Annotated in this window: 20 protein-coding genes; 3 read left to right on the top strand and 17 right to left on the bottom strand. The window is 57.3% G+C overall.

Features of this window, described 5'->3' with window-relative positions:
• Window positions 1–20 precede the first annotated feature (20 nt).
• The 3 genes from JXO50_05345 to JXO50_05335 all read left to right on the top strand — a co-directional run bounded on the left by JXO50_05345 (window position 21) and on the right by JXO50_05335 (window position 2,081).
• Entirely contained in the window at window positions 21–185 is a 165-nt protein-coding gene (locus tag JXO50_05345; protein ID MBN2332516.1) for a hypothetical protein, read from the top strand.
• A 123-nt stretch (window positions 186–308) separates the two neighbouring features.
• On the top strand, window positions 309–1,466 hold the full coding sequence (locus tag JXO50_05340) for a hypothetical protein (protein MBN2332515.1): 1,158 nt from the start codon (window positions 309–311) through the stop codon (window positions 1,464–1,466).
• Between the two features lie 336 nt (window positions 1,467–1,802).
• Window positions 1,803–2,081: an MGMT family protein gene (locus JXO50_05335; protein MBN2332514.1), complete on the top strand. Its 279-nt coding sequence runs from the start codon at window positions 1,803–1,805 to the stop codon at window positions 2,079–2,081.
• A 32-nt stretch (window positions 2,082–2,113) separates the two neighbouring features.
• Here JXO50_05335 and JXO50_05330 read toward each other — a convergent pair whose 3' ends face one another.
• From JXO50_05330 to JXO50_05250, 17 genes are all read right to left on the bottom strand, one after another.
• The gene (locus JXO50_05330; GenBank protein MBN2332513.1) at window positions 2,114–2,917 is read right to left on the bottom strand and encodes a tryptophan synthase subunit alpha; all 804 of its coding nucleotides are present in this window, start codon (window positions 2,915–2,917) and stop codon (window positions 2,114–2,116) included.
• Window positions 2,914–4,098, bottom strand: a complete 1,185-nt coding sequence (gene trpB, locus JXO50_05325) for a tryptophan synthase subunit beta (GenBank protein MBN2332512.1) — start codon at window positions 4,096–4,098, stop codon at window positions 2,914–2,916. Before trpB ends, JXO50_05330 begins: the two co-directional genes overlap by 4 nt.
• Window positions 4,082–4,717, bottom strand: a complete 636-nt coding sequence (locus JXO50_05320; protein ID MBN2332511.1) for a phosphoribosylanthranilate isomerase — start codon at window positions 4,715–4,717, stop codon at window positions 4,082–4,084. The genes trpB and JXO50_05320 overlap by 17 nt, the downstream gene beginning before the upstream one ends.
• A gap of 28 nt (window positions 4,718–4,745) precedes the next feature.
• Entirely contained in the window at window positions 4,746–5,528 is a 783-nt protein-coding gene (gene trpC / locus JXO50_05315) for an indole-3-glycerol phosphate synthase TrpC (GenBank protein MBN2332510.1), read from the bottom strand.
• A 30-nt stretch (window positions 5,529–5,558) separates the two neighbouring features.
• The gene (gene trpD / locus JXO50_05310) at window positions 5,559–6,623 is read right to left on the bottom strand and encodes an anthranilate phosphoribosyltransferase (GenBank protein ID MBN2332509.1); all 1,065 of its coding nucleotides are present in this window, start codon (window positions 6,621–6,623) and stop codon (window positions 5,559–5,561) included.
• Window positions 6,624–6,676: 53 nt separating this feature from the next.
• Entirely contained in the window at window positions 6,677–8,155 is a 1,479-nt protein-coding gene (trpE, locus tag JXO50_05305) for an anthranilate synthase component I (protein MBN2332508.1), read from the bottom strand.
• Between the two features lie 497 nt (window positions 8,156–8,652).
• Entirely contained in the window at window positions 8,653–11,577 is a 2,925-nt protein-coding gene (locus tag JXO50_05300) for a hypothetical protein (GenBank protein MBN2332507.1), read from the bottom strand.
• A gap of 90 nt (window positions 11,578–11,667) precedes the next feature.
• Entirely contained in the window at window positions 11,668–12,054 is a 387-nt protein-coding gene (locus JXO50_05295; protein ID MBN2332506.1) for a cytochrome C, read from the bottom strand.
• 536 nt (window positions 12,055–12,590) lie between these two features.
• Window positions 12,591–14,237 carry a cytochrome C gene (locus JXO50_05290; GenBank protein ID MBN2332505.1) on the bottom strand — a complete coding sequence of 549 codons (1,647 nt, stop codon included), beginning with the start codon at window positions 14,235–14,237 and terminating at the stop codon, window positions 12,591–12,593.
• A gap of 110 nt (window positions 14,238–14,347) precedes the next feature.
• The gene (locus JXO50_05285; protein ID MBN2332504.1) at window positions 14,348–15,394 is read right to left on the bottom strand and encodes a 6-bladed beta-propeller; all 1,047 of its coding nucleotides are present in this window, start codon (window positions 15,392–15,394) and stop codon (window positions 14,348–14,350) included.
• Entirely contained in the window at window positions 15,391–16,002 is a 612-nt protein-coding gene (locus JXO50_05280; GenBank protein ID MBN2332503.1) for a hypothetical protein, read from the bottom strand. Before JXO50_05280 ends, JXO50_05285 begins: the two co-directional genes overlap by 4 nt.
• Complete coding sequence (locus tag JXO50_05275; protein ID MBN2332502.1) at window positions 15,978–16,580, bottom strand: cytochrome c3 family protein; 603 nt, start codon at window positions 16,578–16,580, stop codon at window positions 15,978–15,980. The genes JXO50_05280 and JXO50_05275 overlap by 25 nt, the downstream gene beginning before the upstream one ends.
• A 253-nt stretch (window positions 16,581–16,833) precedes the next feature.
• Window positions 16,834–17,403: a hypothetical protein gene (locus JXO50_05270; GenBank protein MBN2332501.1), complete on the bottom strand. Its 570-nt coding sequence runs from the start codon at window positions 17,401–17,403 to the stop codon at window positions 16,834–16,836.
• Window positions 17,404–17,629: 226 nt separating this feature from the next.
• Entirely contained in the window at window positions 17,630–19,618 is a 1,989-nt protein-coding gene (locus tag JXO50_05265) for a hypothetical protein (GenBank protein MBN2332500.1), read from the bottom strand.
• A 9-nt stretch (window positions 19,619–19,627) separates the two neighbouring features.
• A complete protein-coding gene (locus JXO50_05260) occupies window positions 19,628–20,236 on the bottom strand; it encodes a cytochrome C (GenBank protein ID MBN2332499.1) in 609 nt (202 codons plus the stop codon).
• 75 nt (window positions 20,237–20,311) lie between these two features.
• The gene (locus tag JXO50_05255) at window positions 20,312–21,412 is read right to left on the bottom strand and encodes a hypothetical protein (GenBank protein ID MBN2332498.1); all 1,101 of its coding nucleotides are present in this window, start codon (window positions 21,410–21,412) and stop codon (window positions 20,312–20,314) included.
• Between the two features lie 166 nt (window positions 21,413–21,578).
• Window positions 21,579–22,238: a cytochrome c3 family protein gene (locus tag JXO50_05250; GenBank protein ID MBN2332497.1), complete on the bottom strand. Its 660-nt coding sequence runs from the start codon at window positions 22,236–22,238 to the stop codon at window positions 21,579–21,581.
• Window positions 22,239–22,483: the final 245 nt, after the last annotated feature.

Below are 22,483 nucleotides of genomic sequence, written 5' to 3'. Positions count from 1 at the left end.
TTCCGGACGGTGCACCCATTATGACCCATGCCACCTCAGCAATGACTGTCGCAGTCTGCCGGCTGATCCTCTACACCCTCTTACTCCTGGCAGCACCTCTTGCCATTCCCTGCCTGGCCGACGATCAGGCCATCAGGATCATCTACAGCGGCAATCTTCTCGGAACCATTGAACCCTGCGGCTGACACGGTAAGCAGGCGGGTGGGCTCGCCCGGCAGAAAACCGCCTATGACCAGCTGGTTGACGGCAGCGGGCGGGAACATACCATCATCCTCAACACCGGTGACAACTTCCTCCAATCGGGACCGGTGGAGGAGAAGAAAGCGGAGCTCATTGTTGCCGCCTACGCCATGATGAGGGTTGACGCCATCGGCATCGGCGAGAAGGAATACAACTTTGGTGCCCCTTTTCTCCGCCGGCTGGCAGCCGGTTCACCGGTCAATCTTCTGTGCGCCAATCTGGTCGACCGGGAACAGCAGCAGAACTACTTTTTGCCCTATCTCCTTTTGCGCAAAGGCGGCAAAAGGGTCTTGATCACCGCTGTCATCGATCCCCAGTATGGAGATTATCTGCACCGCGAGCCGCTGACCATCACCGACCCGGTGGCTGCCCTCACCAACATTCAACGCTCGGTCAACCACGATCTTTTCATCGTCATGGCCCACGCCGAACGCCCCAGCCTGACTGCCTGGCTCGACCGGGTTGCCGGCATTGACCTGGTGATCCAGGGTCACCAGCCGGGACTCAGTCGACAGCGTGAGATCTACCGTCAGACGATGATCGTCAACAACAATGTCAGAGGCAGTCAATATGTCAGCCACATTGACTGCCAGCCGCAACCGAAAGGCTGGACCCTGTCCGCCCCCCACTGCCGCCGGCTTGACACCAAGAACACCGGTGAAGATCAGCAGATCAAAACGATGGTTGCCGAATACGACACCTGGCGGCACCGGCATCTCCAGCAGCAGAGCCAACAACGGACCAGTACCAGGCCCATGCAGCAGGAAAATGGTGAGCAACAAACGTTCAAGCCCGGCACCGCCTACCTCGGCATCCAGGCCTGCGTCCCCTGCCACCAGCAGCAGTTCCAGCATTGGCGGCAGACCCGCCACGCCCGGGCGATCATCACCCTGATCCGGCGGCAGAAGGAGCTTGATCCCGCCTGCCTGCCCTGCCATGTGACCGGCATGAACCACACCAATGTTGCCGCCGGCTTCCGCACCCTGAGAGAAACCCCGCGACTGACCAATGTCCAGTGTGAAGCCTGCCACGGTCCGGCGGCCGGTCACCCCCAGGAGCCAAAGGCATCAATCCTGCGGCCGGTGGCCAAGCAAACCTGCCTGAACTGCCATACCACCGACACCGATCCCGATTTTGATTACCATCGGGACCTGGATTCCGGCACCCACCGGAGTCGCCAGCTGAAGCCGGAAGACAGGGAGCAGGAATTGGAAGATAAGAGATAGAAGGCAGGGAGCAGACGGCAAAAGGTGACAACAAGGAAGGTGATAGTTTCAAAAAATCTCGGCTGGCAGCGGGTGGAGTGGCTTTTCGGTGAGCTGCTGCTGTTCTGGAAGTACGACCCCGGGGACAGCGGTCTGTGGCAGCTTTTTCTGCCCGGTGTCGGCCCGGCACCCCTGGACGCAGGGCGACAGCTCGACCTGAGCACCCAACCGGCACTGCAGCACAAGGTCGCCCAGGCAACTGATTTTCTCCGGCACTACGGCACCGCAGAGCCTCCGGCCATCGATGAAACCCTGTTCGCCGGCAACGAACGATTCACCCCTTTTGCCCGGGCAATCATGATACACTTACTGACCGTCCCCCGGGGAACGGTCATCACCTACGGTACCCTGGCAACCATGGCCGGCTACCCCGGTGCAGCCAGGGCGGTGGGCCGGGTGATGGCCGCCAACCCCTTTCCCCTCTTCTACCCCTGCCACCGGGTCATCAGAGCCGATGGCCAAGTTGGCCAATACGGCGGCGGCACGGTACTGAAACAATCACTGCTGGCAAAGGAGGGCATCACCTTTGACCGGCGTGGAACCATCCTTGCCGATCACCAGCTGAAATCTCCGTAAACCACAAACCTTGCACCCTTCACCTTGCACCGTTACCTGATACCATCCAATCCAGTCCGCAGAGCCCTTACCTGAGCGCCAAGCTTTTCCAACATTTGCGGATCATCACCCCCATCGGCGATCAGTTTCACCAGGGTGCTGCCGACAATAACCCCGTCCGCATGGCGCCCCACTTCAGACGCCTGCTCGGGGGTGGAGATGCCAAATCCTGCGGCAATGGGGGTGTCGGTAAAAGATTGCAGCTGCTGCAGGGAATCGGCAATGGCAACCGGCAGTTCCCGGCGGGCGCCGGTGATACCGGTGACGGTGACATAATAGACAAAACCGCGGCTCGCCCGGCACAGGCTGGCCATCCGCTCCGGCGAGCTGGTGGGCGCCACCAGCTGAATCACCGCCAGTCCTTTGGCCTCTGCCGCCTGGCGCAATGCCGCCCCCTCCTCCAGCGGCAAGTCGGGAACAATCACCCCGTCCACCCCCGCCTCCACCGCCGCCGCCACAAACCGCTCCACCCCATAGCGCAGGATAGGATTATAGTAGGACATAAGCACCAGGGGAACCTGGCTGGTGCGGCGGATCTTCTGAACCAGCACCAGGATCTTGGCCAGTGTGGTTCCCCGCTGCAGGGCGCGCAGGGAAGCCGCCTGGATGGTGGGACCATCGGCCAGCGGATCGGAGAACGGCACCCCGAGCTCGATGATATCGGCACCATTTTCAGCTAGGGTTGCCACCAGCGTAGCGGTGGTTTCCAGGGAGGGATCGCCGGCGGTAATGAAGGTAATCAGTGCCTTGCGGCCAGCCTGTCGCAGGCGATCAAAGGTGCTGTTGAGCCGGTTCATGAGTTCCCCCCTTCCAGGGCCGCGACGGTGGCCACATCCTTGTCCCCACGACCGGAAAGGTTGACCACCACCAGTTTGTCAACCAGCCGGTGGGCATATTTTTTCACCCCGGCCAGGGCATGGGCGCTTTCCAGCGCCGGAATAATGCCCTCGGTGCGGGCCAGGAGATGAAATGCAGCCAGAGCCTCATCATCGGTCACCGAACCATAGAAAACCCGCTCCTGATCCTTGAGATAGCTGTGCTCAGGACCGACACCGGGATAGTCAAGACCGGCCGATACCGAATGGGCCTCCTGGACCTGACCGGAATCATCCTGGAGCAGATAGCTTAGACAACCGTGCAGCACCCCCGGAATGCCGGCGGTCAAAGGAGCCGCGTGGCGGCCGCTGTCCAGTCCCTCGCCGGCCGCCTCAATGCCGATCATGACCACATTGTCGTCAATGAACGGATAAAACAAGCCGATGGCATTGCTGCCGCCGCCGACACAAGCCATCAGCACCTCAGGCAACCGACCCTCCCGGGCCATCATCTGCTGTCTGGTTTCCGCACCGATGACCGCCTGCAGGTCACGGACAATGAGCGGATAGGGATGGGGACCGACCACCGAACCGATGATGTAGTGGGTGGTGGCGACATTGGTAACCCAGTCACGGATCGCCTCATTGGTGGCATCTTTGAGGGTCTGGCTGCCGGATGTCACCGGAATCACCCGGGCCCCCAGCAGCTGCATGCGGAAAACATTCATCTGCTGACGGACCATATCTTTCTCGCCCATGTAGACCTCGCACCCAAGGCCAAAAAGGGCGGCGGCGGTGGCGGTGGCCACCCCATGCTGGCCGGCACCGGTCTCGGCAATAATCCGCTTTTTGCCCATCCGCGCCGCCAGCAGCACCTGGCCCATGGTATTGTTGATTTTGTGGGCGCCGGTATGGGCCAGATCTTCCCGCTTGAGATAGAGTTTTTCAACCCCCAGCACCGCTCCCAGGCGGACGGCATGATAGAGCGGCGTCGGCCGGCCGCAGTAGTCGGCCAGCAGCATGGTCAGCTGGCGGATATACTCGGGGTCATGCCGATACTGTTGATAGGCAGCTTCCAGTTCGGCCAGGGCGGCCATCAGGGTTTCGGGGACAAAACGGCCGCCATAGGGACCGAAATGACCGCATTCATCCGGCATAGTCATCAGCTTTCCTCACTGCATCCATAAACGCATTAATCTTTTCCGGGTCCTTGCGACCCGGCTCCCGTTCCACCCCGGAGCTGACGTCCACCGCCCAGGGATGCACCGTGGCAATCGCCTGTCCCACATTGTCGGGGGTCAAACCGCCGGCAAGCATAAAGGGATCGTCCACCCCGGTTTGATTGACCAGCTGCCAGTCAAAAGTCCGGCCGCTGCCGCCGGCCAGACCGGCAACCCGGGTGTCAAACAGCAAGAGATCACAATGGTCCCGGTACAGTTCCAACTCCGGCAGACCATCGCCGCCCACGTGGATGGTTTTAATGATTTTCCGGCCGTCGAGTAGCAGACAGTCGGCCGGGGTTTCAGCACCTGATAACTGCAGAAAATCCAGCCGGCAGCGATCGGCCACCGCCATCACGGTAGCCGGTTGTTCATCGACAAAGACCCCCACTGTCTGGACCAACGGCGGGAGTTTGGCGATCATCGTGGCCGCGGTCAGCGGATCTACCCGCCGGGGGCTGGGGGCAAAGATAAAACCCAGCAGATCAGCCCCGGCCTTCGCCGCCAGCAGGGCATCTTCAAGGTTGGTCAAGCCGCAGATCTTTACTCTGGTTCGCACCATTGTTCACCTCACCAGCGCCAATGCGGGGTCATGCCATACCCTGCAATTGCCGCAGTTTATGCAGCCGGCCGGCAGCCTTTACCAGGCTGCTGCCGATGAGCACCCCCTGGACGCCGGCAGCACCCAGCCGCTGCAGCTGTCCATGGCTATCGATGCCGCTCTCGCTGACCACCAGGCGGTCGGCGGGAATCAGGGTGCGCAGACGTAACGTCGTCCCCAGATCGATGGAAAAATCCTTGAGATTGCGGTTGTTGATGCCGATCATCGCCGCCGGGGTGGCCAGCACCTTTTCCAGTTCAGACTCATTGTGGACCTCCACCAGGCATTCCAGCCCCAGCGCCGCCGCTTTGTCCAGCAGCAGCTGCAGGTCAGCGAGGCTGAGAATGGCGGCAATCAGCAAGACCGCGTCGGCCCCGGCAGCCCGGGACTGTTCAAGCTGCAGCGGGTCGATGATAAAATCCTTGCGCAAAAGCGGCAGGGAGACCACCTTTTTCACCATGGCCAACCAGTCAAGCCGACCCTGGAAAAAGGCTTCATCAGTGACCACCGAAATTGCCGCGGCGCCGCCCTGCTCATAGGTCATTGCCAGAGCCAGTGGATCAAAATCATCGCTGAGCAGACCGGCTGACGGTGAGGCCTTTTTCACCTCGGCAATAATCCGTGGCTGGGGTTTTTGGGACAAAGCAGCCAGCAGGGAACGCCGATCGGCATCGGCACCGGCCGGGGCAGTCATAACCCCCGTTTTTTTCAGCCGGGCAACCTCATCCCTTTTACAGATCACTATTTTTTCGAGAATATTCACGACGTTCATTCCGGAAGTCAGGCGTTAGAATGCCGGATGCTACTCCCCGGCCAGCTGATTGCTGAAGGCTATCAGGCGCTCCACCTTGCTCAGCGCCTTGCCGCTGTCGATGGCTTCGGCGGCTATTGTTACCCCCCGGCGGAAATCCGCCGCCAAACCGGCAGTGACAAACACCGCCGCCGCGTTGAGCAACACCACATCACGCCGGGGTCCCAGCTGGCCGGCGAAGATATCCAGCAGAATCCTGGCATTAGCCGTGGCATCACCGCCCTTGACCGCCGACAATGGCGCCGATGCCAGGCCCGCATCTTCAGGCGTCAGGGAAAAGGTGGTTATTTCCCCCTCCTGCAGACGGGAAATCCTGGTGGCCCCCACCAGACTCATTTCATCAAGGCAGCCTTCACCATGGACAACCATGGCATGGCGCGCCCCCAGACGCTGCAGAACCCCGGCGATAACCATCGTCAGGGCCGGATCATAGACACCCAGCACCTGGACCCCGGCTCCGGCCGGATTGGTCAGCGGCCCCAGAAGGTTGAAGATCGTCCGGATGCCTATCTCCCGCCGGGGACCGATGGCATATTTCATCGCCGAGTGGAGCAGCGGCGCAAACAGGAAACCGATTCCCACCTCGGCAACACAGCACCCCACCTGTTCCGGGCTCAGATCGAGATTCACCCCCAGAGCCCGGATGACATCGGCACTGCCGCACTGGCTGGAAACCGAGCGGTTGCCGTGTTTGGCCACCTTAAGGCCGGCCGCCGCCACCACGAAGGCGGTGGCGGTGGAAATATTGAAGGTGTTGGTGCCGTCGCCACCGGTACCGCAGGTATCGACGATGGTTTCCTCATCAATGGTAATATCATCCCGATCAAGACTCACTGCGGCGCCGGCCACCGGCACCGGCGTTGCCTTCTGGCGCATTACCCGGGCCGCCCCAGTGATCTCGTCAATGGTTTCACCCTTCATCCGCAGACCGGTAATAAAAGCGGCTATTTGAGCGTCGCTGGCCCGACCTTCCATAATTTCGGTCATCGCTGCAATCATCTCAGCTTCGCTCAGATCATGCCGCTGCACCACCTGTTCGATATAGTGTCTGATCATCGCCTTTCCCCCCTCAGCCTTTCACCGTACACCGTATACCGTGCACCGTTTTTTCACAATCCTTTCGCCGCCCGCTCCAGCGCCTTTCTGATGGCCATCGCCTTGTTGACCGTTTCCTCGTACTCCTTGAGAGGATCGGAATCCGCCACGATACCCGCCCCGGCCTGAAAATAGATGGTGCCGTTTTTAATCATGACGGTACGAATGGCAATGGCAAAATCCATGTTGCCGGAAAAACCGAAATAGCCCACCGCCCCGGCATAGGGTCCCCGCCGGGTGGGCTCCAGTTCATCGATAATCTCCATCGCCCGGATCTTCGGTGCGCCACTCACCGTACCGGCCGGGAAGCAGGCCCGGAAGGCATCAAACATATCAAGATCGTCCTGCAACTGCCCCTGGACATGGGAGACCAGGTGCATGACATGGGAATAGCGTTCGATGGCCATCAGCTCATCCACCTGAACCTGGCCATAGGCGGCAATCCGGCCCACATCGTTGCGCCCCAGGTCAACCAGCATGATGTGCTCGGCCCGCTCCTTGGGATCGGCGAGCAGTTCCGCTTCGAACTCCTGATCTTCAGCCGCCGTCCGCCCCCGGGGCCGGGTGCCGGCAATCGGCCGCACCTCCACCGTCCGCTCCTTCTTGCGGACCAGGAGCTCCGGCGAAGAGCCCACCAGCAGTTCATCATCAAACTGCAAATAATACAGGTAGGGGGAGGGGTTAACCAGCCGCAGGGCCCGGTAGAGGGTGAAGGGATCGATCTGTTCGGCGCAGCAGAAGCGCTGGGAAAGGACCACCTGGATGACGTCACCGGCCCGGACATATTCGGTCGCCCGATCAACCATCGCGACGAAATCGTCCCGACTCACATTGGCGGTGATGCTCAGGTCGCCATCCACCGGCACCGCCGCCTCGTAGGCAAAGGGCGCCCGCAGCCGGTCATGGAGCTCGCTGATCGTTGCAACTCCCCGACGATAGCATGCCGCTCCATCATCGCCGGGCCCGACCTTCACCAGGGCAATGATCGTCAGGCTGTTCTTCAGGTTGTCATGGACCAGCAGGAGACCGGGAACCATGAAAAAGGCATCGGCAAAACCGGTATCATCGGCAGCGCTGTTCGGCAGGTGTTCAAAATATTTGACCGTATCATAGGCAAGGAAGCCCACCGCACCGCCATAAAAGCCGGGCAGCCCGGAAAAGGTAGCCGGAGCAAATTCGGCCAGTAGATTTTTGAGGGACTCTAGGGGATCCCCCTGATGATCAAGCTGTTCCGTCTGCCCCCGTCGGACAATGGTCACTGTATCGCCCCGCTGGCAGAACACCAGGTGAGGATCAAGGCCGATCATGCTGTAGCGGCCCCAGCGCTCCCCCCCCTCCATACTTTCCAGGAGAAAGGAATGGGAGCCCCGGGCAACCTTGCGATAGAGCGACAAAGGCGTATCGAGATCGGCCACCACCTCGCACATGAGGGGAACATAGGAATGACGGCAGGCCAGCTCTTCAAACTCGGCAGCAGAAGGCAGCAGCTCCATGTTCATGAATACCTCACCTGGGTGGTATCGGGATTGTAAGCTGTCAAGGGTACAGGTTTCGAGCGGTTTTTGGCGCTTGGCGAATCACCTGGATGGTGATTCGCGGCGGACACCTCGGAGCCGGCCATGGTTGGCCGGCGAGAATGAGCGGGAACCTGTACCCTTGACAGCTTCATACAATGACCGTCACTTAGCACAAAAAAAGCCGTGGTGATCATCCACGGCTTTGACATATTCTCGTTACATAGTCAGCAATCAGCAGTGGATATCCATCCCTGAAAACAATACGGTGCACCACCAGAATTTTCGCCACGTTGCTGATTTCATAATAGCGTTTTTTACACCATCATCCGGTTGCTGTCAAGGGCAATCGAAGGATGAAAAAAGACGGCCCGGGAATTTCTTCCCGGACCGCCACTTCAAGGAGAGTCCTGCCGTCTGGCATCGACAGCAGGATCGGAAGCCGCGGAGAAACGGCCTCCTGGGCTAAAGTTCGCTCATTGAGGGATCAGCACGTTTTCCTGCAGCGTTTCAACCAGGGTGCTGCCATTGTAGATCCGTACCGAGGTATTGTAGCTGTAGTTCCCTCCCGTAAGATACTTGCTTTTGAAACGATAGGTGTGAACCAAGTCAAAGGAATCTGCAGAGTCATAGATCTGCTGCCTGAGGCCGTCACCATAGTAGAAATAAAGTCTATCATGGGTTGGCAGACCGACCAGATGCAAGGTGACATTCGGATCGCCGGCCGTTGCATCATAGGTAAGACCCGTTACCGGCGGCGGCACAATGACATTGACCTTGACCGACTGCTGGGAAAGTTTGTTCTCTTCGTCGATGACCGTCAGGAAAACGGTAACCAGGCCGGTAGTATTGAAGGTATACTGGACCGACTGTGCCTCACCAACCGCAGTGCTGTCACTGAAGGTCCAGGTATACCTGAAAACCCCGGCGGCAGCGGGATCGTCGGCAACCAAGGTTACCGTACTACCCTTAATGATCTCAATGTAAGGCAGCACCAGATCAGGATCCTGACCATCGATGGTGGCGATATCGGCAATCGGATCAAGCCCGATACCGACATCGTTTGGATTAATGGAATTCAGATAGGCAACCCACTCGGTTCGACCAGGATATGGATTGCCGTCTACACCGATAATCGGGGTCGGCGTCCAGACATAACCCACCAAATTGAGCCCCGTGGCTCCGGAGGTGGTTGCCGGATTCAGACGGATCTGATTGCCGGCCTTGGCTTCAATCTGCAGACCGCCGGCACCATTGTCGGAAATCACAAATTCGAAGTCATCGGTGAAGTCTGTTCCATCAGTAGCACCGGAGCCAAGGTCATTCAACAGACCAGACATACCAGCCGTACTGTCAACAAAGGAATTGACCATCCGGGTCCGGGTCACATCCGTAACGCCGTCCAGATTGGTGTCAACTTCGACCTTGAGCCACAGACCCTTGGTGTTGGCACCGGTTGACCCCGGAGCCGGGAAGGGGATGGCGCCGCCGACGATGGGATCACCGTTGGCATGCCAAGTGGTATTACGGGCCCTGAAGGTGTTTTCCCACAGGGTTTCACTGCGGTCCACAGCACGCATGGTGGTCAGGCCACTCCAGTTTTTGATGGGAATGGTCCGGGTAGCCAACTTGTTCTTGGTGTTGGGATGGAAGTCTGTCACATCCTCAAAGGAGTTCGCCTTAGTCAGTGGCGTTACCTGAGTAGCAAGATTGGTCATATCCATATTGACGCCCTGCATTGTGTAGGCGCCGTTGAAGATGCCGCCGTTGCTGATGCCGTCGCCATCGCTGTCAAGATCAGCAGTATTGCCATGGCAGTCGGTACACTGCTTGCCGATGGCGTACTGCTTCGGAGCGATGTTGTGATTGACCTTGAAAGGCACGGCCATGGTTGAGATTTTGATGACCGGCGTACCAGGTTTGCCGGTTAGAGCCGGCAGTCCATTCTCCAGCGCAGTGATCCGGGCACCAATCTCCGTACTAGTAATATGACCATGGTTGTCTTCGGCCAGGTTTGTCCAACCGTTGACTTCATTGACCGCCAGGACATGGGTGGTCAGCGGTGTGTCCATGCCGCCCCCGCGACCATCAGCGTTGACGTCGTGGTTGACATCATTCTTGTCGCGCCAGTAGACGGTGTTCAGGACGCTGGTGGCAATAATTTTGCCCTGCAGCCAGGAAAAGGTGATGTTGGTGGCATCGTCGTCGGGGTCATACATCTCCCGATGGACATATTCGTTTTCATGGTCAGCCATGCGGCCTTCGATGTCAGCGCCAGTGGCATCAACGATGGCACCGCCGGTGTTCCAGGGGTTGGTGGCCGGATCGGCAATTTTGCGAACGTGACAGGCGGCACAGTCGATAATATCCAGGTGGCTGGCGTTGGCCACCCCATTTTCACCGGTTTGACAGAGCACCGCCGTCAACCCGGCAGCCTGATGGGCACCGGTTGGGTTGGGAGCGCCGTATGCGGGGCTGTAGGTGCCGAGATCTTCATCATAACCGTAATTGAGATGGCAGTCTTCGCAGGTCTTGACGGTACCGTCGGTATTATTCCAGGCACTGCTGTAGGGGGCAATCCCCTTGGCCGGATCGCACTGACCGAGGTTGCCGTCGGCAACGTTGTCAGTACCGATCACCGTGCCAACTTTAGCCTGGTGACAGCCTATGCAGCCAACAGCCTTATGGACCTCATAGGTCTGGGTGGCATTGGCCCAGTTGTCGCCGCGCTTCTTCCAGTCGACGGCGGGTTTGCCGAAGTGGCAGAAGGCACAGTTGTCACTGGGGGGAAATTCCTTCAGGTAATAGTTGATGGCATAGTGGAATTTAAGGTTGCCGGAACCATTATCCTGAACATAGTTGTTATAGGTCACGTCGGTACCATAGCCTTCAGGCGGCACGGTGGAATTCGGATCCCAGGCAAGCGTGTTGGCCGTCCCGACACCGCTGCCGACCACCCGGGAGACGTCGAACTTGGCTGCCCGCTGGGCGGCAACCCGGTCCTGGTACTTGTAGCCCTGGAGGTGGCAGAGGAAACAGTCCATTTCGATGACTCCGGTATTCGGCCAGTCGGCATCCAGCACTTCCAGCTTATCACCGTCGCCGTCAACATCGAAAGTATCGATGAACTTGTTGAAGGCGGTAAACATATTGCTGTCAAACGGCCCGAAAGGAACTGTATTGCCGCCGGAATCTTTGGTATAGCTGAGCGGCGTGGCATAGATGTCACGCAGAGAAACCCGGTCATTGGCGTTGGCCGTCGGGGCCGGAACATATTCCATCGCCCCGCCGCCCACATGGCACTCGGCGCAATCCTGCATCATGCCGGCAATGGCCAGGTCAACCTGCTGTTTAAAAGCAGCCTCGCTGCCAAAATTATAAGGAGTAAAGTTTAGATTCATGCCGCCGTCATTATATTTGGCGCTCGCGGCATCGTAGGTGGGATTTGAAGCGTCAGCAAAAAGATGCGCCAACTGGCGCGCTGACGGCGGTCACCACTTGCCGAAATGGCCGGGACTCTGGACCCAGTTCTTGCCTTTCGGAGCCGGGCCTTTTTTGTAGGAATTGGCTGAATCGGGATTCCAGATGTTCCAACCCATGAACTGGTTGGCAGACAATTGGGCATGCAGGCTGTGCTGTTCGATGTCATCGTAGCTCAGCAGGACATTGCCCTCGCCGTCAAGGTTGACCCCGTTGTGGCAGGCGCCACAGGTTGTTTTATAACTGAATGCCGGCTGCAGCCCACCGGCCGAGGAAATGGGATTTCCGTCGGCATCCAACAAATCAATGTCGGGATGGATTGCCATGGAACTGCCCACCATACCAAACAGCAGAATCACTGCCGCCAGCAAAGCGGTGGTTAGATGAATTTTTTTCATTGTTCCCCTCCAAAAGTTTTCCGTTGTCTGCCGGCGGCATCACTATTCGCCACAGACTGGTTGCTTGCATATCATCTGTTCGGTAATCTCTTTTTTTTGCAGTTCACCTCCATAAAGCCAGCCGCTTTTGATCATCACTCATATTGGGGTATGGGGATGACGTTAAGGGCAGATTACTGTTACAACCTGAAGAAGGCCTTGCAACTGTGACTGAGTTAAAATGCACAATGTATACCGTAGAACAGAATATTCTTAACTTTCTTTAATTTTTTTCAGGATCTAATAAAATCAATAATTTTAATGAGATATGCAAGGAACTAAGAAGGCAAGTGAGTGGAGAGAGGGATATAACTCATGATGACAGGATAGAGCACAGGCTAAATAACCCATCCCCTTCCCCTTAAGGGGGATTTGACCCGCCGCGGCCATAAAAAAACCGCCGGCGGCAAAACAGCGGCGGTTTTTTACGAATCACCCTGGCACAAGGGATCTGCTCCAGCAGGGAAGACGGACAAATGCCGGCGAGAGGTAGGGGCTTAATAACTGCGGGGGTTCATCATATGACAGTTTACCGTGCAGCTGCGGGTCACCGAATTATAGGTGCCGGTAACAAAGCGGCTATCATAGTTGATCAGATGGGCGTTGCCGGTGGTGGTAGCGCCCCCCACCAGCGGCACCCCATGGGGATCGTGACAGACGGAGCAGGGAGTCTGCTTGGCAATCACATGACTACGGTGACTGGGAAAGTTGGACCGGAAACGGTCCATGAGCACATTGGGATCATGGCAGCGGAAACAGAGGGCATAATTGCTTTCCGCGTAGCTCAGCGGGTAGGCATCCTGCTCATAGCGGGCCACCAGCAGCCGGGGATTGCTGGAGCCATGGACGCCATCAGCCCCGGCACCACCGACCATGCTTCCGGTGTCGCTGTTATGACAGTCGCTGCAGTAGATCATGCTGGCAGACGAATACTCCGGCCTCAGGCTGGGAACCGAGGGCTGTTTGCCGATGGCGGCCACCGGATGGTAGGAGGGATTGGCCGGGTCAAAGCGGAGCCGCTCGTTGACTTCCTGGATCTGCCGGGGAATGGCGACCACCGGGGAAAAGGAGTTGTCGGCGTGGCAGCGGAAGCAGATCTCATACTGGTACTGGGATTCGGCCACCACCAGACCGGCAATGGTAACCCCCTTGACGCCAGCCAGTTGGCCGGTCACTAAAGGCGGCGTCGCCGCCGTGTCGTTGAGCCGGTGGGGATTGTGACAGTCGCTGCACTCCACGTGATAGAGGGCAGTGAGCGGGTCCTCCAGGGGATCATGCTCACCGGCTGTTGCCTCCACCGGGTGATGGTGCAACTTGGTAAAATCGGTCAGCACATCGATCTCGCTGCCGCTGGTGTCATGGCAGGGAAAACAGTTCTGCTCTTCCTGCTGACTTTTCAACAGCCGCTCCCGGCCGCCGGCATTATGGGGTACATGGCAGGCATTGCAGCCCTGGCCGGCAACCCCCGAAGCCGTGGCGTGGGTGCTTGATGCCCAGCCGGTTTTATCATGGCAGGCGACGCAGAGCGCCGCGCCGGCGTTGTCCATCACCAGGAACTTGCCGTATGGATCCTTATGGGGGTTGTGGCAGGCGGTGCACTGGAGCTGGCTGCCCTCCTCCAATTTAATGGCCGCCGGCAGGGTTGCGGGATCCCGCAGTTCACCATTAACAGCAGCCAGAGCAGCGGTGTAGGCAAAGGAGATGGGATGATCATCGGCAAGATCGGTCTGCAAGTTGGTGGATCGGGACGACGGCAGGGTCGTGATGCCGCCGGCCATGGTGATCGGTACTGCGGCATCGTGGAGCAGCCCGAGGGCCACGGTGCCGTCATGACAGCTGAGACAGAGACGGGAGGCGCCGGTGGGCTGCCCCGGCTGGGCCTTGATGGTGGTCGAGGCATAAAGGTCGTAGGAAGCTCCGCTCAGCTCCCGGCTCCACAACGGCTGGGTGGGACTGGCATGGTGGGGCGTATGGCAGAAGATACAGATCCGCACCTCAGCGGTGGCTACAATCTCGCCGGGGCCACTCACCGACAAATTGTGCCGGGTATCGGCAACCCCGGCCGCCCATCCCGTCGAGATACCCAGCAGCATCACCAGGACAACCGCCAACACCATCCTGCAACCTTCAGCATTCTTTTTCATCTGCTTCCTACCTTTATCCCGCAGTCTCCGACTCACCCGACAGTCCCTTTCCGCCAGCCATCAACCTTTCTCTCTTATCCTTGAGCCTTGATCCTTCAACCTTTCGCCTTTCACCTTTCGCCTTCCCTCACATATCTGAATACCTGGACCCGGCGATTATAGGAATCAGCAACATAGATATAATCGCGGCTGTCAATACTGATACCGCTGGGCATCCAGAACTCTCCGGGCGCAGAGCCACTCTGGCCGAAGGTTAGCAACAGCCTGCCCTCCTGGTCAAAGATCTGGACGGCATCAAACAGGGCATCACAGACGTAGACATGCCCCTCGCTGTCGACCGCCACCCCTTTCGGTTTGGCAAAGGTCCCGGAAGTATCACCGGGCTCCCCGAAAGCAGCGACAAACTGGCCTTCAGGGGTAAATATCTGCACCCGGGCATTAAGGGCGTCCGTCACCAGTACCTGGCCCCGCTGATCGACACAGACAGCAGTAGGGAAGTTAAATTCTCCCGGCCTCTTGCCATGGCTGCCAAAACGAAACTGTTCGATCCCCTGACGGTCAAAGGCCACCACCTGGTGTACACCCGCTTCAGCCACATAGAGCAGCCGGTTGAGCCGGTGGTAGGCAATCCCGGCGGGCCGCTTGAGGGTCATCCTGGTCAGCGGCTGCAGGGAACCATCATCGGGAAGGTAGCGGTACACCTTCCCCAACTTGGAATCGGTGATAAACACCTGCCCCTGATCATCACCGGCAACACCGATGGGCGACGGCAGCACCAAGCCGTCATCCGGCCCGGGGATGGCCCGGTAGCAGCCGGCATTAGGATCCATCAGGTGGATGAAACCGCTGCCTGAATCAACCACGTACAGACGTTGTTCCTCGTCTATATAGATGCCATAGGGTTTAACCATGCCGGTGCTTATTTTGCCCACCAGGACCTCTTTGAGCCGCTGCCAGAAGCCTGGCTGGCCACAAATATCCTGAAACCGGCTGACCTCCTCTACCCAGACAATCCGAGCTGCTGCAGGCGGTGCCGGCCACACCGGCACGGGCTCGAGGCCACCTTGTTCCTGCAGGGTTCCGGTTGAACAGGAGGCCAGCATAAACAACATCAGAAAAAGGATGCATCGCCACTGTTCGCCACATCCCCCCTTCATAGCAGAGCCTCCCTCTCGGGAATGACCTCCAGGGCTGCCTGAACCTCCCGCCGCACCTGTTCCAAGACTGGTAAAGGCTGAGACAAACCTTCACGCTCATCCTCAATCTTCAACAACGCTCTGGCAGCCTGCAGGTGTTGGATAATGATCTGCTGGCGGTCCCTAAAGCTCACGACCATCAGGTTGAGGTCCGCCGCAACAGCGTTTAAAGGGTCACGACGGCGAAAAAAAAGCGCTGGGGGAATCCGGCCGGCGGCCAAGACTGCCAGGCTGGCCCGCAGCCTTTGCAGAGAACCGGCCGTCCGCCGGACATACCAGGTAACCAGCATCAGAGAAAAGACAATCAACGGTAAGGCAAAACCGACATTCAGCCAGATAAACAGCCTGGCGAGAATCTCGCCGGAGGCGGCAAAGGAAATATGGGGTGAATAGAGATGGCGGACAAGCATATTTCTGGCCGGCACATAGGTGGCCACCCCGGCCAGCAGGCCGAGCACCATTACGCCACCGAAAAAAAGCAGCGAAAAACGAACCTGGAAAGTCCGGTCAACCAGGTAGGTTCGCCGGACATAGGACTTTTTCTTCATTTGAGATGGCATGTCAGACATAACCGACTCCCGCGATTGTCAATAACCAGCAGTGAATCATTGGTAGAGTAAGGATTATGGCAGGAAACACATTCAACCTTCCCCCCCGGCAACCGGATGACGCTGGGCAGCATGGCGGCATCACGGTAGCCGCTGCGCCGGCGTCGGGCATCACCATACCTGACCCCCAAGGGATGGCTGTTGCGGCCGTAATCACCGTCATGACGCCAGATTCCTGCTCCCAGGGAGATTGCCCCGGCACTCATCTCCGTTGTCCCTTCATCACGGGCTATGGAACCATCGTGGCAGGTGAGGCAGGCCGATGACGACTCATCCAGCAGAGGGGATGCATCAGTTCCACCGAAACTGTCGGCGGCGGCACTGCTGCCATAGGGCGTGTAATGGGCATCACTTTTGGCCAGGCTGTGACCGAGGGTCCGATTCATCATGAAGCCCTGCTGGTGGCACTCCTGACAGAACGCCTGGCCGACCGAATTGCGTCGGAGAAAAACAGCCTGGTCATGGTACGGCTGGTCATCATGCTCATGCATGTAATGGCAGGTGGAGCACGTCAGTTCCCCTTTCCAGTCAAGAGGCATATCGACAGGCAGGGAAAACGTGGGCTTGAGGGCCACGGGATGAGACATGGCGAGGGTAATATCGCGGTGGCAGCGGAGGCAGAGGGTCTCGATATCGGCAACAAACAGCTTGCTGCCGGCATCGCCGGCCGTCGGGACACCCAGGTGACATTCATCGCAGGCCACCTCCCCCAAGTGAGGATTGGTATTTTCTGATCCCAGCTGGCAAAGAAACAACGAAACCACCAGCAACATAACTATCAGGCCAAGAGTTTTACGCATGCAGCAGCCGTTCCTGTTCGAGTATAAGTGCCTGGATACGGGCATCAACCCCCGACAGCCGCTCCCGCTCGACCATCCGGGCGGTAGGGACATCTCGTTCCATGGTCGCAAGCTCGTCCAGCAGGGCCTGCAGTTCCCGGCTGGTCCGGGCCATGGTCTCCCCATAGACCGCCAGGCCGGCATTGAACTGGGACGGCACCTCCTGGAGCTGATCACCGCGGCGCAGCCCCGCCATGGGAGAAAAGTCTCCGACACCAATACGGCAAAAGGTTTTTTTCAGGCGATAGAGAGGACCGGCAATTTTATGGGTCCAGAAAAGAGAGATGGCAAACACCAGCACGGCAAACACCAGCAGCTGAACGGCAATGGACACCACAACACCGAGAAGAATATCATGCTGCAGCTGGTCGAGAGTGGAAATGGCAGCCAGATAACCGCCGGCAAATGGCCGATCAAGATAACCGTAGAGGCCAAAACTGACGGCAGCAACGGTCACCAGAAAGCAAGTACAGATTTTGAGGATAAAACGACGTCTATAGGTGGGTTCAATATCGGCCATCATAGCTATCCCTTCGTCAATTTTTCCGCTTTTCTTGACATAAACCTATGGCACATGAGCCGGGGGAAATACGCTGTCAGGTTTCAGGTTTTAAGCGGTTTTGGCCGCCGGACGAATCACCCGGATGGTGATTCGCGGCGGACACCTCGGAGCCGGCCAGGGATGGCAGGCGAGAATGACCACAAACCTGAAACCTGACAGCTTCTTACATGGACTGTTTACAAAGCCCTTAGAGATAGCGGCGGAACGTCAGCATTACCCGGTCGTCCCGGTCGCGGCGGCTGGCCTGCCACTCCCACTGCTGGGTGGCCTGCAGCTCCAGCTCCAAACGGCCGACCCGCAGCTTGTAGGAACAATCAATATCCAGCTCGTCACGGTCATTATCCCGGCCACGCTGGTTGAGATAATTAACGCTGAACCCGGCCATGGCGCCATAGGGCAGGCGCCGCCGGTAGGCAAAACCGGCGTCCAGAACATTTTCCCCGTCATCACCACCAACATCCTCAGCCATCGCCTCATAGCGGGTATAACGGTCACGGACCATCAGCATCAGGTAATGGATCCGGAAATAGCGGGCATAGCGCCAGACCCCCTGGACATACTGCCTGGCATCGGTAGTTGAGTCATAATCGGCAATCTCCAAACCACAGGTATGGTAACCCCTCACAGCCTCCATTCCCAGCATAGTACTGGTCACCGCGCTGAGCAGCATGGGGTCACCGCTGCCAGAATTGGCTGAAAGCAGCTCCTGGTCAAGATTGTAGAAGCTGGCATAGAGACGGTAACGACGGGAAAAAAGCGACAAGGAAGCAAATGCCTGGTTGGTGGTGGTGGCAAAAGAGATGCCGGGATCAACCCGATAGCGGTAATCAACCACAACCTGGTCCCCTGGGCTGATGAGGCTGCCGGCGGTAAGCAGCAGTTCCGTCTGTCGGCCCATCTGGGTAATCGTGTAATCAACACCCTCCACATAGGTAACTAGGCGATCGGCGGAAAGCACGGTGATGCTGCCAGCAACCACATCGGCAAAAACCAAGTCATTAGGCCCCAGGAGCTCCATGATCAGTGGTTCGCCGATGACAAACCGGTCATCGGCGGTCCCGCGGCGATCGGTTTCGCCGTAGGTAAAATCATAGCCAAGGGCAAGGTGGCTTGCCGCCGGCAGTTGTTTCTGATAGGAGAAGCCGATGCCGCCTTCCCACTCATCTTCCGAGCCGTCGTCAATCTCAAGGGTCCGCTCTTCATAGGAAAGGCGGGTAGAAAGACTGTCATATAGCTGGTGCTCCAACCGGCTGCCAACAGTCTCCTCCCGCCGTTCTACATCCTCATACTCATTCCGGCGCTGGTCATAGTCAAGGGTCCAGCGCAAAGCCTTGCCCAGCTGCAGCCGCAGCAACTCCCGCCAGTCAGACGATGAGGAATCGTTGGTTCCGTTTTCATTGCGGTAGAGATAAGCAGAGGAGAGAGTACTGGGCCGATTATGATCGCCCCAGGTGAGGGCATTGGTCAAATTGTACTCGGTTGTTCGATTATCCTCAGTCCGGCCAAAAACACCATAATCCGTTTCATCGTCAGCATGATATAAACTGAACTCCGTACGGCTCAGGTCACCATAAAAATGGGAAGCCGAGGCGGTCACCGTGTCGCTGGTCTGCTGCCGGTCAAGCTCCAGGCCATCGGTTTCACTGCTGTAGCGGCGAAAACCCAGGCTGATGGGCAGCTGCTGATTGCGCCATGTCAGGGAAAGACCATGATTGACCGTATCCAAATCATAGTTACCGGCAAAACGGCGCTGGATAGATCGTCTTGCAGACCGGGAAAAAAAACTTATCGGACAGGGCCGACGGTCAAAAAAGGTTCCCGTCAGGTCATATTCCAGCAGCGTGCCCACATCACTCTCCGACTCGCCGTTGCCGCCGTCATACCAATTTTCATTCAGGCCGAGGTCAATGCCCAGGCGGCCGTTCACCAGCCGGGGATGATAGACGGCATAGGCCATATCGAAATGGTAGACTTCCTCCAGCCGGTGATCCCGCTCCTGCAGGTCCTCACCTCGACCACCGGTGCTTTCCCGGGCGTCATACTCATAGGAGAAATCGAGCCAATTATGGAAGTCCCGAACCATCAACAATACCCTTGGCCGGGCGGCAACCGGGGTGACATGAACAAGCAGTCCACAGAGAACAATACCGATCAGTACCCCGCTCAGACGCCACATTACCGGGCCCTACTTGAGGAAATACCGGGCGGCGCCATAATGGGGATCATGGCAGTCGGTGCAGGCCATCCCACGGGTCACGACCCGATCATGCATAAGAGCCGCCAGCCGCTGTTCCTGGTGGCACTTGCTGCAAATGTCGGTTTTATCTTGCTCCAGCAGGGAGCCATGGACAGAGGTATGGGGCAGGTGGCAGGCAGAACAGTCGCCGATGGCCACCGGCCCATGAACATGAAGCCCTTTTCCCTGAAGCACAAAATCACGGTGGCACATGACACACAATTCACGAGGAGGACGAACCAGGCCGACGGCACTGCTGAAATCATGGCAGTCGGTACATTTCTTTTCCGTATAGGGCCGATGACGGGAACCGATCGCCAGGCCACCAACTGCCACACCGGCATTTGTCTGGGCAGCCTGCTCCGCCTCCGCCGCCAGCCGCTGCCGGTAATAGTCTTCCAGCACCTGCTCTGGCGGCAGCGGACTGGGAACCCCGTCAAAAATGGTAGTCAGAACCTTATGGCGGGTTGTGGGATCGCAACCAGCAAGAAGCAGCAACACCAGAGCGATGCTCCCCAGCACCAGAATCGACCATTGTTTCCCAGGCATGCCAGCCATTCCATTCACGGAACATGTGGGTTAAAAAAACAAAAGGGGACAGCACTGCGGCTGTCCCCTCGCTAACCATAAGTACTATTTCAGTTCACCAAGGGCATAAACGGTAATCTTGTGGTCACCAAACTGGTTGGTGACAAAAATCAGCTGTTCAACGCGAAATGAAGGATCAACATACGGCTGAAAAAAGTCAATCATTTCACTGGTGACGGCGATGCCGGCCGGCAGGTTCATGGAACCAAGAGGCAATCCCGGATCACCGAAGAACATCAACAAACGTCCTTCATGGTTGAAAATCTGAACATTCTGGTGGCCGGCATCAACCACATAGATGCGGTCCCGGTCATCGATAGCCACCCCTTTGGGCCGGGCAAACTGACCAAAGCCATCTCCCATTTTACCGAATGAGCCAAGAAAATGGCCGTCGCGGTCAAGATTGATCATCCGTCCGTGCCCCATGTTGGAGAGGAACAGGCTGCCCTTGCTGTCGACGGCCAACCCCAAAGGCATGGACAAACTTTCCGAAGGTGTTTCAGGATGGTTCCCCACTCCCTGGAGGAATGTGCCGGTCAACCGGTCATAAATCATCACCTGATGCTTTTTGACATCAGTGACATAAAGAAAGTCACCATCAACAGCAAGATCAACCGGTCTCAACTCCTGTTCCCGACCGATGGTCCGCAAAAAATTACCGCTGGGGCCATAGACGAGGATCTCCTGACGGGCCGTATCGGCAACATAAAGCGTCCCTTCCCGGTCGACGGCCAGATTGATGGGCTTTTTCAGCTTGCCAAAGCTGTAGTCCCCTTTGAGATATTCGAAGGTTTTGGCGGCAAAATCAATGACGATGACCCGCGCCGACCCGGTATCACAAACATAAAGCTTCGTACCAAAAACCGCCAGACCATAAGGTTTAGCGACCGGCTTCACCTGATCAGCTTGGACATCACCCACCGCCAGCAGGGCAAAGCCGCTGCTCTTCTTCTGGTCAACATCGCGGGAGGAGGAGATGCTGGTAAGATACTGCAGCCGTGGCGGATTCGGCGGCGGCGGAAAGAAAACCGGACCGTGGTCCTCAACCACCTGGGGACCGGCACAACCCCACAAACTACCCACAACCAGCAGCATAACAAGGAATGTCCACCCGATCCTGCCCGTTTTCTGCTTTACCTTCTGCATGATCCTGCCTCGCACCCTTCCAAATCAATCTTCGCCTTTCAGATTGCTTTAATTGACGATAGCACCCTGACCACCGGCAGCGCAAGTCAAAAAAAGGCAGCCGCCGGTTCACCGGCGGCTGCCCTGATTAACATGTACATCCGGCACTGTTCACAACTCCTGAACCCTATTTATCATGGCAGGTCAGACAGATAGCGGAACCGGCTTGCAGATTGATCAGGAAATCCACATCATTATTATCAGTATTATGGACATCATGACAGGAGGAGCAGGTCATGATCTGACCATCCAGCAGCAGGTCGGCAATAGTGGGAATGGCCGGATTGGTAGTCGCGGTTGTTTCAGGCCTGATCTCATCGTCCACCGCGGCGACTGCGGTATAGTCAAAACCGATGGGATGGTCGTTGGTCAGGTCGCCATTTTGGCCAACAGCGATATTGCCCCAGGAATCACCGGTCCGGTAGTCCGTACCGACAATGGCATAATGCTGATCAACGGCAATGGCCCCGTCGTGGCAGCTCATGCACAGGCGGGAAGGACCCGCCAGAACATCAGTAACCGCAGCATCCAAAGTAACGCTGTCATAGGGAGTAAAAGTCTGTGTAGTCATCGTATGGGACCACAGCGGCAGATAATCGGCATTTGCATCATCCAAAGCATGGTGTGGCGTATGACAGAAAGCGCACACCCGTCCCTGACCATCAGGGTTTGAAACAACATTCATATCGTGCGGGGAACCCACTATTCCATCACCGGGAAGGGCAAACGCCGGCACCGCAACCAGCACCAAAGCCATAATGCTTAACGCCATCATTAATTTCTTCATTGTTCCTCTCCTTTACTTCCATCCATTATAAAAAGTTAAACCTTTTCTCCCTTACATTGGCCTTCTTCTTACGAACTTTAAAAAAATTCCTCTTTCCTGCTGCGACTCCCTTCCCCAAAAGAGGGTCACTTGGCTCTTACAAAATGAAACTTTGCACAATACGTGCCAAAGCACTCAACGCCTACTGTTATTGTCAAATATTATTAAAAACTATTAACAATTCAAACAGATGCACAAAAATACGA

It is taken from the genome of Candidatus Anaeroferrophillus wilburensis (assembly GCA_016934315.1).
In the GTDB taxonomy this organism is placed as follows: Bacteria; Desulfobacterota; Anaeroferrophillalia; order Anaeroferrophillales; family Anaeroferrophillaceae; genus Anaeroferrophillus; species Anaeroferrophillus wilburensis.
Note: the sequence above shows the minus strand (reverse complement) of the source record. Positions and strands in the feature narration are given on the sequence as shown.